The following is a 13,997-nucleotide window of genomic DNA, read 5'->3' as shown; positions in this document are numbered from 1 at the left end:
CCATGCCACTCGACAAAGCGAAACGGAACGGTTTCGTTTCGCTAAGGAGCGGGGTATCGTCTGAGCGTACGAAACAGTTTCGTTCGGACGGGCGATGCCGGAAGGGAGATGCGGAGATGACCGAAGAGGTCTCGTCGCGACGCAGCCGGATCACCCCCGAGCGGGAAGCCGAACTCCACGGGGCGGTCCTCGACCTGCTGCGCGAAGTCGGCTACGAGGCACTGACCATGGACGCCGTCGCCGCGCGCACCCGGTCCAGCAAGGCCACCCTCTACCGCCAGTGGGGGAGCAAGCCGGAACTGGTCGCCAGGGCCCTGCGGTGCACCAAGCCGGTCTCCCTGCGGGAGATCGACACGGGCAGCCTGCGCGGGGACTTCGCCGTCATGGTCGAGCACTCCGACGACGACCAGATGGCGAAGGACACCGCGCTGATGCGGGGCCTGACCCACGCGGTCCACGAGAGCCCGGAGCTCCACAAGGCGCTGCGGGAGTTGCTGGTCGACCCGGAGATCAACGGCCTGCAAGCGATGCTGCGACGGTCGGTGGACCGGGGCGAGATCGCCCCGGACTGTCCGGCCCTGGACTTCGTACCGCACATGCTGATCGGGGCGTTCATCGCGCTCCCGCTGATCGAGGACCGCCCGGTGGACCGGGGCTTCCTCACCGATTTCATCGACGCCGTGGTCTTCCCCGCCCTCGGCGTCTGAGTACCGGACTCCCCGCACCACCGTCCCGGCACCACCGTCCCGCTGCTCCTGACACGCCGCTCTCGTCGTCGGGCCGGCTCTCCATGCCCTGATCCGAACCCGGATCCATCCCACGACACGAACGGGAGAACCACCGACGTGGCCACCTTCCTCTACCGGCTCGGCAGGGGCGCCTTCCGGCGCCGCCGCCTCGTCGCCCTCGCCTGGGTGGCGCTGCTGTTCGCCGCCATCTTCGGCGCGGCGACCGCGCCCACCCCGAGCTCCGGCTCGTTCTCCATACCCGGTACGGAGGCGCAGCGCGCCTTCGACCTGCTGGAACAGCGCTTCCCGGGGATGGCCGCCGACGGCGCCACCGCCCGTATCGTCATCAAGGCCCCGGCCGGCGCCAAGGTCACCGACCCCGCCACCAAGACCGAGGTCGAGAAGATCGTCACCGGTCTGAAGGAAGGCGCGGGCGCCGGCCAGATCGCCACCGTCTCCGACCCGTACCAGGAGCAGGCGGTCAGCCAGGACGGCAGCACCGCCTACATCAGCACCAAGTACAAGGTCAGCGGCATGGAGCTGTCCGACAAGACCCGCGACGCGCTCAAGGAGTCCGGCAAGGACGCCCGGGCCGCGGGGCTGACCGTCGAGATCGGCGGTGACGCGCTGATGGCGGCGCCCGAGTCCGGTCCCGGTGAGGTCGTCGGCATCCTCGTCGCCGCGATCGTCCTGGTCATCACCTTCGGTTCGCTGATGGCGGCCGGGCTGCCGCTGCTGACCGCGCTGATCGGCGTGGGCATCGGCGTCTCCTCGATCGCCGCCCTCGCCAACGCGCTGGACCTCGGCACGACCACCTCCACCCTCGCGATGATGATCGGCCTCGCGGTCGGCATCGACTACGGCCTGTTCATCGTCTCCCGCTACCGCGCGGAGCTCGCCGAGGGCCACGAGCGCGACGAGGCGGCCGGCCGGGCCGCCGGAACCGCCGGCTCCGCGGTCGTCTTCGCCGGTCTGACCGTGGTCATCGCCCTGGTGGGCCTGGCCGTCGTCAACATCCCGATGCTGTCCAAGATGGGCTTCGCGGCCGCCGGAACGGTGGTCATCGCGGTGCTCGTCGCGCTCACCCTGGTCCCGGCCATGCTGGGCTTCGCGGGCCGCCGGGTCCTGCCGGCGGGCAAGAAGAGCAAGCTCTTCGGCAAGGGCAAGACCCTCGCGGCGGGCGCCGAGCCCAAGCCCAACGGCGGCACCCGCTGGGCCCGGTTCGTCCTGCGCCGCCCGGTGCTGGTCCTGCTGACCGGTGTGATCGCCCTCGGCGCGATCGCGATCCCGGCGAGCAAGCTGGAGATGGGCCTGCCGGACGACGGCGCCCAGCCGGTCTCCACCTCCCAGCGCAAGGCGTACGACCTGCTCTCCGACGGCTTCGGCCCGGGCTTCAACGGCCCGCTGATGGTCGTCGTCGACGGGGACCAGAAGCTCGCCGACTCCACGGTCGAGCGGATCAAGGGCCTGGGCGGCGTCGCCGCCGTCACCCCGCCGATCCCCAACGAGGCCAAGGACGCCTCGATCATCAACGTCATCCCGAAGGACCGCCCGTCCTCCGTGGAGACCGAGGACCTGGTCCACGAGATCCGCGCGGGCAACGGCAAGAACGTGCTCGTCAGCGGCCAGACCGCGATGAACATCGACTTCTCGCAGAAGATGAACGACGCGCTGCTGCCCTACCTCTCGCTGGTGGTCGGCCTGGCCTTCCTGCTCCTGATGCTGGTCTTCCGCTCGATCCTGGTCCCGCTCAAGGCGGCCCTCGGCTTCCTGCTGTCGGTCGTCGCGGCCCTCGGCGCGGTCGTCGCGGTCTTCCAGTGGGGCTGGTTCGGCTCGGTCTTCGGGGTGGAGCAGACCGGTCCGATCATGTCGATGATGCCGATCTTCATGGTGGGCGTGGTCTTCGGCCTCGCCATGGACTACGAGGTCTTCCTGGTCACCCGGATGCGCGAGGCGTACGTCCACGGCGAGCGCCCCGGCCAGGCCGTCGTGACCGGCTTCCAGTACAGCGCCCGGGTGGTCGTGGCCGCCGCCGTGATCATGATCGCGGTCTTCTCGGGCTTCATCGGCTCCAGCGAGCAGATGGTCAAGATGATCGGCTTCGGTCTCGCGATCGCGGTCTTCTTCGACGCCTTCGTGGTCCGCATGGCCATCGTCCCGGCGGTGCTCGCGCTGCTCGGGCACAAGGCCTGGTGGCTGCCGCGCTGGCTCGACCGGATCCTGCCGAACGTGGACGTGGAGGGCGAGAGCCTGCGCAAGCACCTCGCCGGCTCCTCCCCGGAGGGCCCGGACAAGGACCGCGAGCTGGTCAACGCCTAAGCCGGTGAGCGCCTGACCGGCGCCCGGCACGACGAAGGCCCGGCCCCGTCCCACTGACCAGTGGGAGGGGGCCGGGCCCGCCTGCGTCTAACGGGTGGTGACGCCGTAGGTGAGGCGCAGGAACCGGCGCAGGGCCTTGATGTCGAACTGGATCACGGCGACCCCTTCGGGCGAGTGGAACTCGACGACCGCCTGGACGCGGCCGCAGGGCCAGACGCGTACGTCCCCGGTGCCGGTCGGGGCCTGGAGCCCGGCCTCCAGCAGGGCGCGGGGGAAGACCCACTCGTTCTCGGAGCCTTCGGGGGAGAGGTCCGCGGGGAAGACGACCCGCACGGCCAGCGGCTCCGCCGGAGTGAAGCGAAGGGCAACCGGAATGGCCCGGTAGAGCGGGTCGTCCGTGATCACGCGGCCGCGCACCCGTTCCTCGACGACGGCGGGGAGAGCGGGGGCGGCGGTGGTCGTGGTCGCGGTGGCCGTCGCGGTCGCGGTCGCATTCTCGGCGGTGGCTGACATCGACAACACTCCTCGATTCGGAACAAATGCGTCCGTATTCTCCCCAGCCTCGCACATTCCGACGAAGATGCGCGCCACCATTTGTGATGCGCCCGCTCTTGCCAACGGTTTGCAACTGGGCATTATTCTTGAACGGTTAAAGACGCTGTGAGTGCGCCCCGTGCTACGCAGCGTGAGTTCACCGCAGGAAGCGGAGCAGCCCATGCATGTACCCGACGGCTTCATCGACGCCCCCGTCTCCATAGCCGCAGGTGTCGCGGCCGCCGGTGCTGTGGCGATCAGCCTCCGGGGCGCCCGCCGGGAACTCGACGAGCGCACCGCGCCGCTCGCGGGTCTCGTCGCCGCCTTCATCTTCGCCGTACAGATGCTCAACTTCCCCGTCGCCGCCGGTACAAGCGGCCATCTGCTGGGCGGAGCGCTCGCGGCGATCCTCGTCGGCCCCTATACCGGCGTGCTCTGCGTGTCCGTCGTCCTGCTCATGCAGGGCATCCTCTTCGCCGACGGCGGCCTGACCGCCCTCGGCGTGAACGTCAGCGTCATGGGCGTCGTCACCGTGGTCGTCGCCTACGCGATCTTCCGCGGGCTGCTCAAGGTGCTGCCGCCCACCCGGCGCTCGGTCACCGCCGCCGCCTTCACCGGGGCGCTGCTCTCGGTGCCCGCGGCGGCCACCGCCTTCACCGCCATCTACGCCGTCGGCGGCACCACCGACGTCCCCGTCGGCAAGGTCTTCACCGCGATGGTCGGCGTGCACGTCCTCATCGGCATCGGCGAGGCCGCCATCACCGCCGCGACGGTCGGCGCCGTGCTCGCCGTACGGCCCGACCTGGTGCACGGCGCGCGCGGGCTGACCGCGCCGCTCAAGCTGCGCGTCGCCGGAGAGCTGGTCGACGCCCCCGCCCCGGCCCCGGCCGCCGTCCCCGCTCCCGCCGCCGCCCGCTCCAACCGCACGGTGTGGGCCACCGGCCTGGTCACCGCCCTCGTGCTGGCCGGCTTCGTCTCCTTCTACGCCTCCGCCAGCCCCGACGGCCTGGAGAAGGTCGCCGCCGACAAGGGCATCGACCAGAAGGTGGAGGAGCACGCGGCCGCCGGCTCCCCGCTGGCCGACTACAGCGTCAAGGACGTCACCGACGCCCGCCTCTCCGGCGGCCTCGCCGGGGTCATCGGCGTCGGCGTGACCGTCGTCGTCGGCACCGGGATCTTCTGGACCGTGCGCCGGCGCCGCGCGCAGGACCCGGCCGCGACGCCCGCCGCGACCCCGGTGGCCTGAGGTGGGCGCGGGCCACGCCCACAAGCTCTTCCGGCACGGCCACTCGCCCGTCCACGCCCTGCCGGCGCACTGCAAGCTCGCCGCGACCTTCGCCTTCGTCCTGGTCGTCGTGTCCACACCGCGCGGGGCGGTGTGGGCCTTCGGCCTGTACGCCGTCCTCATCGCGGCGGTCGCCGCGGCCGCCCGGATCCCCGCCGGGTTCCTGCTGCGCCGGCTGGTGATCGAGGTCCCGTTCGTGCTGTTCGCCGTCCTCATGCCCTTCGTGGCGGAGGGCGAACGGGTCGGGTTCCTCGGCATGTCGCTCAGCGTCTCGGGCCTCTGGGGCGCCTGGAACGTGCTGGCCAAGGGCACCCTCGGGGTCGCCGCCTCCGTGCTCCTCGCCTCGACGACCGAGCTGCGCGCGCTGCTGCTCGGGCTCCAGCGGCTCAGGCTGCCGCCGCTGCTCGTCCAGATCGCCTCTTTCATGATCCGCTACGGCGACGTGATCACCGACGAGCTGCGCCGGATGTCGATCGCCCGCCGCTCGCGCGGGTTCGAGGCCCGTGGCGTCCGGCACTGGGGGGTGCTGGCCAAGACGGCCGGCGCGCTCTTCATCCGCTCCTACGAGCGCGGCGAGCGGGTCTACCTCGCGATGGTCAGCCGCGGCTACGCCGGCTCGATGCCGGTGATCGACGACGTCGCGGCCACGCGCGCCCAGTGGGCGTACGCGGCCGCGCTCCCGGTGACGGCCCTCGCCGTATGTCTGATGGGATGGACGCTGTGAACGACGACTCCCCCTCCCTCGAAGTGTCCGGCCTCGCCTTCGCCTACCCGGACGGACACCAGGCCCTCTTCGGCGTCGACCTGACCGTCGGGCGCGGCGAGCGGGTCGCGCTGCTCGGCCCCAACGGCGCGGGCAAGACCACCCTGGTCCTGCACCTCAACGGCATCCTCACCGGCGGGGTCGGCACGGTGTCCGTGGCCGGTCTGCCCGTGGCGAAGCGGAACCTCGCGGAGATCCGCCGCCGGGTCGGGATCGTCTTCCAGGACCCCGACGACCAGCTGTTCATGCCGACCGTGCGCGAGGACGTGGCCTTCGGCCCGGCGGCGGCCGGGATGCGGGGCGCGGAACTGGAGACCCGGGTACGCGAGGCCCTGGAGCAGGTCGGGATGGCCGCCTTCGCCGACCGGCCGCCGCACCACCTGTCCTTCGGGCAGCGCCGCCGGGTCGCGGTGGCGACCGTCCTGGCGATGCGGCCGGAGATCCTGGTCCTGGACGAGCCCTCGTCCAATCTGGACCCGGCCTCGCGGCGGGAGCTCGCGGACATCCTGCGCTCCCTGGACGTGACGGTGCTGATGGTCACGCACGACCTGCCGTACGCGCTGGAGCTGTGCCCGCGGGCGGTGATCCTCAGCGAGGGGGTCATCGCCGCCGACGGCCCGACGCAGCGGCTGCTGTGCGACGAGAAGCTGATGCGGGCCCACCGGCTGGAGCTCCCGTTCGGCTTCGACCCCCGGTCCGTGACGGTCGGCGCGGCATAAGCGGAGGCCGCGGGTTGTTGCAGCGCTCGTGAACATCCAGGGTGACGTGGCGGAGGGCTTCGAGGCCGTCCGCGAGGCTTTCGTACGCAACTTCGAGGTGCTCGGGGACCGGGGCGCGGCCGTGGCCGTCTACCGGGACGGCCGCAGGGTCGTTGACCTGTGGGCGGGCCCCAAGGACGTCGAGGGGGGCGGCGGCGAAGCCTGGGCGCCCGGCACGGCGCAGGTGGTGCGCTCGGCGACCAAGGGCGTGGCCGCCGTGGTCCCGCTGCTGCTGCACCAGCGGGGGCTGCTGGACCTGGACGCGCCCGTGGCGGCGTACTGGCCGGAGTTCAAGGCGGGCGGCAAGGAGCGGGCCCTGGTCCGGGACCTGCTCGCGCACCGGGCGGGGGTGCCGGCGCTGGACGTGCCGCTGACTCCCGCCGAGGCGGCGGACGGGGTCAGCGGAGCGCGCGCGGTCGCCGGGCAGCGCGCCTTCTGGGAGCCGGGGTCCGCGCACGGCTACCACGCGCAGACCTACGGCTGGCTGCTGTCGGAGCTGGTGCTGCGGGTGACCGGGGCCTCGCTGGGGAAGTGGCTGGCCCAGGAGGTCACGGGGCCGCGCGGGCTGGAGTTCTGGATCGGCCTGCCCGACGCGGAGACGGCCCGGGTGGGACGGGTGGGGCCGGTGGAAGCGCCGGAGCTGCCGGGGGCGGTCCGTACCCGGCCCCGCAGAAACGTTTCGGAGGCGTACGCCGACCCGTCCTCGCTGACCCGCCGGGCCTTCGCGGCGATCACGCCGATGGCGGACGAGAACGACCCCGGGTACCGGGCGGCCGAACTCCCCGCCTCGGCGGGCATCGGCACGGCCCGCGGCCTGGCCGGCCTGTACGCGGCCCTGCTGGGCGACACCGAGGACGGCACCGGGTTGTTCACCCCGGACACGCTCCGGCTCGCCGGCACGGAACTCTCCTCCGGCCCGGACCAGGTGCTCGTGGTCAACACCCGCTTCGGCCCCGGCACCATGCTGCACAGCCCGGCCTCGCCGCTGCTGTCCCCGGCCTCGTTCGGCCACCCGGGCCGCGGCGGTTCGCTCGGCTTCGCGGACCCGGAGGCGGGCATCGGCTTCGGCTACGTCACCAACGCCCACGCCAAGTCGGTCACCGCCGACCCCCGCGCCCAGGCCCTGGTCCGCGCGGTCCGCGCCGCGCTCTGACCGCCCCCGCCGTGGAGGACGGCCTACGCCTCCTCCCGTACGCCGGCCGGCACGGCCCCGGCGTGCCCGATGAGCTCCCCGGGCTCCATCGGGAACCCCGGGTGCGGGGTCCCGCCGCCCGGGCCGCGGCGTGCGCCCCCGCCGCACACCGCGGCCCGGAACCGGTTTCCGTACGGGGCGTCAGCGCGTCAGGAGGAGGACAGCACCGCCGCCACGATCGGGCCCGCCGTGTCGCCGCCGTGGCCGCCGGCCTCGACCATCGCGGCCGCCGCCACGTCACCGCTGAACCCGGTGAACCAGCTGTCCGGGCTGCCCGCGCCGTCGACCTCGGCCGAGCCGGTCTTCGCACCCTTGTCGCCGCCGACCGGAGCCATGGCCGCCTTGCCCGTTCCGCTCGTCGCCGTCAGCCGCATCATCGAGACCAGCTGCTGCTGCACCCCCGGCTTCATCCGGCGGGACGCCGTCGCGAGCTCGCGCCCGTCGAGCTCCGCCGGGACCAGCACCGGCTGGTGGAACAGGCCGCTGCGCGCCGTCGCCGTGATGGAGGCGACGTTCAGCGGGTTCATCGTGATCCGGCCCTGCCCGATGTAGGCGGCTGCCGCCTCCGCGCCCGTCGCGTCCGGGACCTTGCCGTCGATGGACTTGACGCCCGTCTTCCAGTCCAGGCCTATGCCGAAGACCTCCCGGGCCTCCTTCGACAGCGCCCCGTCGTCGCCCACCGCCTTCATCTCGTTGATGAAGGCGGTGTTGCAGGACCTGGCGAAGCCGGTCGCGAAGTTGGCGCCGGGCGCCTCGAAGTTGTTCAGGTTGTGGAAGGAGCGCCCGCCCCAGGACGCGGTCTTGGTGCACTCGGCCGGCTTGTCGGCCGCCACCTTGCCCCGGTCCAGGAGCATCGCCGCCGTCACGATCTTCATCGTCGAGCCGGGGGCCCGCATGCCCAGCATCGCCGCGTTGTAGCCGTCCTTGCGGTTGTTGGCGACCGCCAGGATCTGTCCGTCGCTCGGCTTGACCGCGACCACCGAGGACTCGGGGAACTTGGCGACCGCCTTCTCCGCCGCCGCCTGGACCTTCGCGTCCAGGTACGTCTTGAGCGTGCTCGGCTCGCCCTCGACCAGCGTCAGCAGCGTCCGCTTCGCCCCGTCCGGCGCGGCCGGCTCGATCCACACCTCGGCGCCGGTCCTGCCGCCCGCCTTGTCGCCGTACGCCTCCCGCAGCTGGTCCAGGACCGGCCGCAGCGAGGGGTACTTCTCGGCGGTCAGCTCCTCGCCGTTGCGGTCCACCGCCTTGACCGGCGGGCTCGCGGGCGCGCCCGCGCGCAGCTTCTCGTCCTTCTGCAACTGCGGGTGGATGATCGAGGGCTGCCAGTCGACGAGCGGCTTCCCGCTGGTCAGGCCGCGTACGACGGTCAGCTGCGAGTCGTACGCCAGCGGCTTGGTGACCCCCTCGTAGGTGATCTCCGCCGCGACCTTGTAGGGCACCGTGGCCCCGTTCTGGGCGCCCGGCGTGATCACCGCCTTGGACACGTACGCCTTGCCCTTGAAGTCGGCCACCGCCGGCTGCGCGGCCTGCGCGTTGTTGGTCAGGTCCGCGGCCGCGCGGTCGTCTCCGGCCGCCCACGCGGCGAGGAAGGCCTTGGCGGTCCGGGCGGCCTCCTTTTCGGTGACGGGGCCGCTGCCCTTGTCCGCGTGGAGGACGGTCTCCTCGCCCTGGCCCCCGCCCGCCCCTTCCTTGCCGCCGGCATCGCCGACCAGCGCGTACACCCCGTACCCGGCTCCGCCGATCATCGCGAGGAACACCCCGCCGACGATGGCACCCTTTGCCGCCCCGTTCACTTGCGTCCCCTCCCCAGGAAACACGGTTCTCTGAACATGTTCAAGAACCCCTGGTGTGGACCTTACGTCGTACGGGCAACACTCTGTGTACTTGTTACCGGACCGGAATGTCGCGGACGACTGCCCGTCCCGACTTCGTCATGTGCCCTTTCGGCCACCCCCGGCCCCCCTCAGACCCAGGTGTCCAGCCACATCCGGCCCCGCCAGGAGTCCATGGGGAGGGTCTGCCCCGTGAAGATCGGCCAGAAGTAGATGAAGTTCCAGACGATCAGCAGCACCAGCACGCCCGCGCCGATCGCGCCGAGGGCCCGGCGGCGCTCCGAGGAGCCCGCCGGCCCCAGCAGGGCGCCGATCATCATTGCCACCGCCAGGCACAGGTACGGGACGAAGACCACCGCGTAGAAGAAGAAGATGGTCCGCTCCTGGTAGTTGAACCAGGGCAGCAGGCCCGCGCCCAGTGCGCAGGCGATCGCGCCCGCCCGCCAGTCGCGGCGGAAGAACCACCGCCACAGCACGTACAGCAGCGCGAAGCAGCCCGCCCACCACAGCACCGGAGTGCCGAGCGCCAGCACCTCGCGGGCGCACTTGCCCGCCTCCGTCGCCGGGCAGCCGTCGGTGCCGGGCGCGGGGGACTCGTAGAAGTAGGAGACCGGGCGTCCCAGGACGAGCCAGCTCCACGGGTTCGACTCGTACGTGTGCCCGTCGTGCAGGTTGACGTGGAACTGGTAGACCTCGGTCTCGTAGTGCCACAGGCTGCGCAGCCACTCCGGCAGGAACCCCAGCGAACTGCCCTGGTCGTTCTTGGCGGCCCAGTCGCGGAAGTAGCCGCCCTTGCCGTCGTCCGAGCTCAGGATCCAGCCCGTCCACGAGGCCAGGTACACCGCGATCGCCACCGGGACCGTCGACACGAACGCCGGCAGCGCGTCCCGGCGCAGCATCGTCGCGTACGGGGCGCCCGCGCCCGCCGTCCGGCGCGCGGCGGCGTCCCACAGCACGGTCAGGACGCCGAAGAAGGCCAGGACGACCAGGCCGTTCCACTTCGTGCCGAAGGCCAGGCCCAGGCAGACGCCCGCCAGCACCCGGTACGGGCGCCAGCCCAGCCGCAGGGACTCCGCGATCTCCAGGTCCGGCCGGGTCCGCCCCTCCGCGTCCACGGGGAGCGCCGCCGCGAGCCGGGCCCGCGCCCGGTCCCGGTCGATCAGCAGGCACCCGAAGGCGGCCAGCACGAAGAACATCAGCACCAGGTCGAGCAGCGCGGTCCGGCTCATCACCAGGTGCAGGCCGTCCACCGCGAGCAGCGCGCCCGCCAGGCACCCCAGGAACGTCGAGCGGAACAGGCGGCGCCCGATCCGGCACAGCATCAGCACCGACAGGGTGCCGAGCACGGCGGTCATGAACCGCCAGCCGAACGGGGTGAAGCCGAACATCCATTCACCGAGGCCGATCACCCATTTGCCGACCGGCGGGTGCACCACGTAGCCCGGGTCCAGCGGCAGCGAGATCCCGTCCGGGTTGGCGAGGATCGACTTGTCGATGTCCTTGGGCCAGCTCGCCTCGTAGCCCTGCCGGATCGTGGCCCAGGCGTCCTTGGCGTAGTACGTCTCGTCGAATATCACCGCCTTCGGGCTGCCCAGGTGCGCGAACCGCAGCACGCCCGCGACGAGCGCCACCGCCAGCGGCCCCGCCCACGCCAGGACGCGCTGCCAGACGTCCACCGCCGAGGGCGGTACGCCGAGCGCCGTCCACAGCTGCGCGGCCGGCTTCGCGTACGGGGGCACCAGACGGGTGCGGACGTCAGCGCCCGGGGCCCCGCCGCCGGCCGGCGGCGCGTATCCGAAGGCGCGCAGGCGGCGCAGCCAGGGGGACGGCTCTACGTCGGATTCGCGCCCCGCCGAAGGGGCGGGCGGGGCCCCCGCGGGGCTGGGCGGCGGCGTCGCGGTACTGGTCACCGGGTCATCGTAGGGAACGCTCCCGTGGGAACCCCAGTGCCGGGGCGCGCGGGGTGGGACCACCGGGAGGGCTGAGAGGATGGGTGGGTGACGACTGACCAGCCCCTCGGCCCCGATTCCTCCGCCCCCACCGGCGTCCTCGTGCTCGCCGGCACCCCCATCGGCGACCTCGCCGACGCCCCGCCGCGGCTCGCGGCCGAGCTGGAGCGGGCGGACGTGATCGCCGCCGAGGACACCCGGCGGCTGCGCCGGCTGACCCAGGGGCTCGGCGTGCACACCACCGGGCGGGTGCTCTCCTACTTCGAGGGCAACGAGTCGGCGCGCACCCCCGAGCTGGTCGAGGCCCTGGAGGCGGGCAAGCGGGTGCTGCTCGTCACGGACGCGGGGATGCCCTCGGTCTCCGACCCCGGCTACCGGCTCGTCGCCGCCGCCGTGGAGAAGGACCTCAAGGTCACCGCCGTGCCCGGGCCCTCCGCCGTCCTGACCGCGCTCGCCCTGTCCGGGCTGCCCGTGGACCGGTTCTGCTTCGAGGGGTTCCTGCCGCGCAAGGCGGGCGAGCGGCTCGGCCGGCTCCGCGAGGTCGAGGGCGAGCGGCGCACCCTCGTCTACTTCGAGGCCCCGCACCGGCTGGACGACACCCTGGCCGCGATGGCCGAGGTCTTCGGCGCCGAGCGGCGGGCCGCCGTGTGCCGCGAGCTGACCAAGACGTACGAGGAGGTCAAGCGCGGCGGACTCGGCGAGCTGGCGGCCTGGGCGGCCGAGGGCGTGCGCGGGGAGATCACCGTCGTCGTCGAGGGCGCCCCGCAGGCCCGGCCCGGCGACGTGGACGCCGAGGAGCTGGTGCGCAGGGTACGGGTGCGCGAGGAGGCGGGCGAGCGCCGCAAGGAGGCCATCGCGGCGGTCGCGGCCGAGGTCGGAGTACCCAAGCGCGAGGTGTTCGACGCGGTCGTCGCGGCAAAGAACGCGGCACAAAAGGTGCTGTGAGTCGGTAAAGAGCTAACCTGAAAAGCAAAGCTCAGACCGGGTACCGGGCGCTTTGTGGCATGACTCGCCCAAAGGCCGTCCAACAGTCGACAGGACCTGATGCGCTCCCGCCCGAAGAGGCGTCCACTGGCTAATGCACCAGTGGAACAAAAGGAGCTGGCATGAGTGAGATCGCTGACAGCCCGGTCACCCCGGTACCCGCACCCGCCGTCGTCTCCACACCTCCCGTGCACACCGTGCACGAGGCGTACTCCTTCGCCTGCATGAAGTGCGGCTACAGCTGGGAGCAGGGGTACGAGATCGAGCACCACGCCGACATCAACGGCCAGCCGTTCATCATGTACACGGTGGGCGGTGAGCGCGTCCCGTCCCCGCTGTCGAACCCGACCTGCATGAACTGCGGCGGGCACGTGGTGCGGATCATGCGCGAAGGCCAGGTTTCGGCGGTGCGCAGCACCCTCGACAGCATCTACCACCACCCCGTGGCGCCCGGGATAGCCGGGCCGGTCCCGGCGGGCGTGGACGTCCCCCGCACCCCCAAGCCGCGCAGGCGGCCCCGGCGGGAGGCGCCCGGCCCGGTGGCGGTCTCCGCCGACGCGGACGGGCGCGCCGAGCGGCGCGGTCTGCTGGCCCGACTGAGGTCGATGTTCCGGTCATAAGATCGGCCGTATGAGCCGTACCTCGAACGACGCCCCGCCGCCGCTGCCCGAACCGCTCCGGGTGGCGGTGGCCGACTCGCACACCCACCTCGACCTCCAGTCCGGCACCGTCGAGGAGGGCCTGGCCAAGGCCGCCTCCGTCGGCGTGACGACCGTGGTCCAGGTGGGCTGCGACGTGAAGGGATCCCGCTGGGCGGCCGAGACCGCCGCCCAGTACGACAATGTCCACGCCGCCGTCGCCCTTCACCCGAACGAAGCCCCCCGCATCGTGCTGGGGGATCTTGGGGGTACCTCCCAGCCCCCTGGGGCTGGGGGAGGCTGGTCACGGCAGGGCGCCCGGGCGGGCGGTGGCGAGGCGGCCCTCGACGAGGCCCTCGCCGAGATCGAGGCGCTGGCCGCCCTCGACCACGTCAAGGCCGTCGGCGAGACCGGGCTCGACCACTTCCGCACCGGACCCGAGGGCATGGCCGCCCAGGAACGCTCCTTCCGCGCCCACATCGAGATCGCCAAGCGGCAGGGCAAGGCCCTGGTCATCCACGACCGCGAGGCCCACGCCGATGTGCTGCGCGTGCTGCGGGAGGAGGGCGCGCCCGAGCGGACGGTGTTCCACTGCTACTCCGGGGACGCGGAGATGGCCCGCGAGTGCGCCGCCGCCGGGTACTACATGTCCTTCGCCGGGACCGTCACCTTCAAGAACGCCCAGCCGCTGCGCGACGCCCTTGCGGTGGCCCCGCTGGAACTGGTGCTGGTCGAGACCGACGCCCCGTACCTGACCCCGGCGCCGTACCGCGGCCGGCCGAACGCGCCGTACCTCATTCCGCTGACGGTGCGGGCGATGGCGGCGGTCCGCGGCCTGGACGAGGACGCCATGGCGACGGCGCTGGCGGCCAACACCGCGCGGGCTTTCGGGTACTGAGCGCACGTCCGGGGCCGGATGTGTTTTCGACACGCTGAGTAGCCGTACGGCTTTGGTGAGTGACGGTTTCGCCCGCTAGGGTGCCGTGCCCGTAGCAGCGGGGCCGGACCACTGGAG

The 13,997-nt window shown here is 72.4% G+C and carries 13 protein-coding genes; 10 read left to right on the top strand and 3 right to left on the bottom strand.

The genetic code is table 11. The features are described 5' to 3' along the window. The first annotated feature begins 116 nt into the window (after positions 1-116). Positions 117-707 (top strand): TetR/AcrR family transcriptional regulator, encoded by a 591-nt coding sequence (locus EES41_RS15565; protein WP_008741830.1) that lies wholly within the window; start codon positions 117-119, stop codon positions 705-707. Between the two features lie 138 nt (positions 708-845). Beyond that, positions 846-3,047 (top strand): MMPL family transporter, encoded by a 2,202-nt coding sequence (locus tag EES41_RS15560; protein ID WP_123078907.1) that lies wholly within the window; start codon positions 846-848, stop codon positions 3,045-3,047. A gap of 87 nt (positions 3,048-3,134) precedes the next feature. On the opposite strand, the gene EES41_RS15555 is transcribed toward EES41_RS15560, so the two are convergent. Continuing rightward, positions 3,135-3,560, bottom strand: a complete 426-nt coding sequence (locus tag EES41_RS15555) for an SsgA family sporulation/cell division regulator (RefSeq protein WP_123078905.1) — start codon at positions 3,558-3,560, stop codon at positions 3,135-3,137. Here EES41_RS15555 and EES41_RS41425 point away from each other — a divergent pair. The 5 genes from EES41_RS41425 to EES41_RS15535 are packed head-to-tail and all read left to right on the top strand — an operon-like array spanning position 3,550 to position 7,540. After that, positions 3,550-3,711: a hypothetical protein gene (locus EES41_RS41425; protein ID WP_164495844.1), complete on the top strand. Its 162-nt coding sequence runs from the start codon at positions 3,550-3,552 to the stop codon at positions 3,709-3,711. The two genes, EES41_RS15555 and EES41_RS41425, sit on opposite strands and share 11 nt — an antisense overlap. A 51-nt stretch (positions 3,712-3,762) precedes the next feature. Further along, positions 3,763-4,827: an energy-coupling factor ABC transporter permease gene (locus tag EES41_RS15550; RefSeq protein ID WP_123078903.1), complete on the top strand. Its 1,065-nt coding sequence runs from the start codon at positions 3,763-3,765 to the stop codon at positions 4,825-4,827. A 1-nt stretch (position 4,828) separates the two neighbouring features. Next, on the top strand, positions 4,829-5,590 hold the full coding sequence (gene cbiQ, locus EES41_RS15545; protein WP_123078901.1) for a cobalt ECF transporter T component CbiQ: 762 nt from the start codon (positions 4,829-4,831) through the stop codon (positions 5,588-5,590). Further along, positions 5,578-6,348, top strand: a complete 771-nt coding sequence (locus EES41_RS15540) for an energy-coupling factor ABC transporter ATP-binding protein (RefSeq protein WP_100583076.1) — start codon at positions 5,578-5,580, stop codon at positions 6,346-6,348. The genes cbiQ and EES41_RS15540 overlap by 13 nt, the downstream gene beginning before the upstream one ends. 28 nt (positions 6,349-6,376) lie before the next feature. Next, positions 6,377-7,540 (top strand): serine hydrolase domain-containing protein, encoded by a 1,164-nt coding sequence (locus EES41_RS15535; protein WP_123078899.1) that lies wholly within the window; start codon positions 6,377-6,379, stop codon positions 7,538-7,540. Positions 7,541-7,728: 188 nt separating this feature from the next. On the opposite strand, the gene EES41_RS15530 is transcribed toward EES41_RS15535, so the two are convergent. Beyond that, positions 7,729-9,372: a penicillin-binding transpeptidase domain-containing protein gene (locus EES41_RS15530; RefSeq protein ID WP_123078897.1), complete on the bottom strand. Its 1,644-nt coding sequence runs from the start codon at positions 9,370-9,372 to the stop codon at positions 7,729-7,731. Between the two features lie 170 nt (positions 9,373-9,542). After that, on the bottom strand, positions 9,543-11,219 hold the full coding sequence (locus EES41_RS15525) for a dolichyl-phosphate-mannose--protein mannosyltransferase (RefSeq protein ID WP_250568542.1): 1,677 nt from the start codon (positions 11,217-11,219) through the stop codon (positions 9,543-9,545). Between the two features lie 189 nt (positions 11,220-11,408). Between EES41_RS15525 and rsmI the strand changes: the two genes are divergently transcribed. The 3 genes from rsmI to EES41_RS15510 all read left to right on the top strand — a co-directional run bounded on the left by rsmI (position 11,409) and on the right by EES41_RS15510 (position 13,880). After that, positions 11,409-12,305 (top strand): 16S rRNA (cytidine(1402)-2'-O)-methyltransferase, encoded by an 897-nt coding sequence (gene rsmI, locus EES41_RS15520; protein WP_174261689.1) that lies wholly within the window; start codon positions 11,409-11,411, stop codon positions 12,303-12,305. Between the two features lie 263 nt (positions 12,306-12,568). Further along, positions 12,569-12,964, top strand: coding sequence for a hypothetical protein (locus EES41_RS15515; protein ID WP_250568543.1), 396 nt, complete (start codon positions 12,569-12,571; stop codon positions 12,962-12,964). Positions 12,965-12,974: 10 nt separating this feature from the next. Next, on the top strand, positions 12,975-13,880 hold the full coding sequence (locus tag EES41_RS15510) for a TatD family hydrolase (protein ID WP_123078893.1): 906 nt from the start codon (positions 12,975-12,977) through the stop codon (positions 13,878-13,880). The last annotated feature ends 117 nt before the right edge of the window (positions 13,881-13,997 follow it).

This window comes from Streptomyces sp. ADI95-16, assembly GCF_003721495.1.
Lineage (GTDB): Bacteria > Actinomycetota > Actinomycetes > Streptomycetales > Streptomycetaceae > Streptomyces > Streptomyces goshikiensis.
Note: the sequence above shows the minus strand (reverse complement) of the source record. Positions and strands in the feature narration are given on the sequence as shown.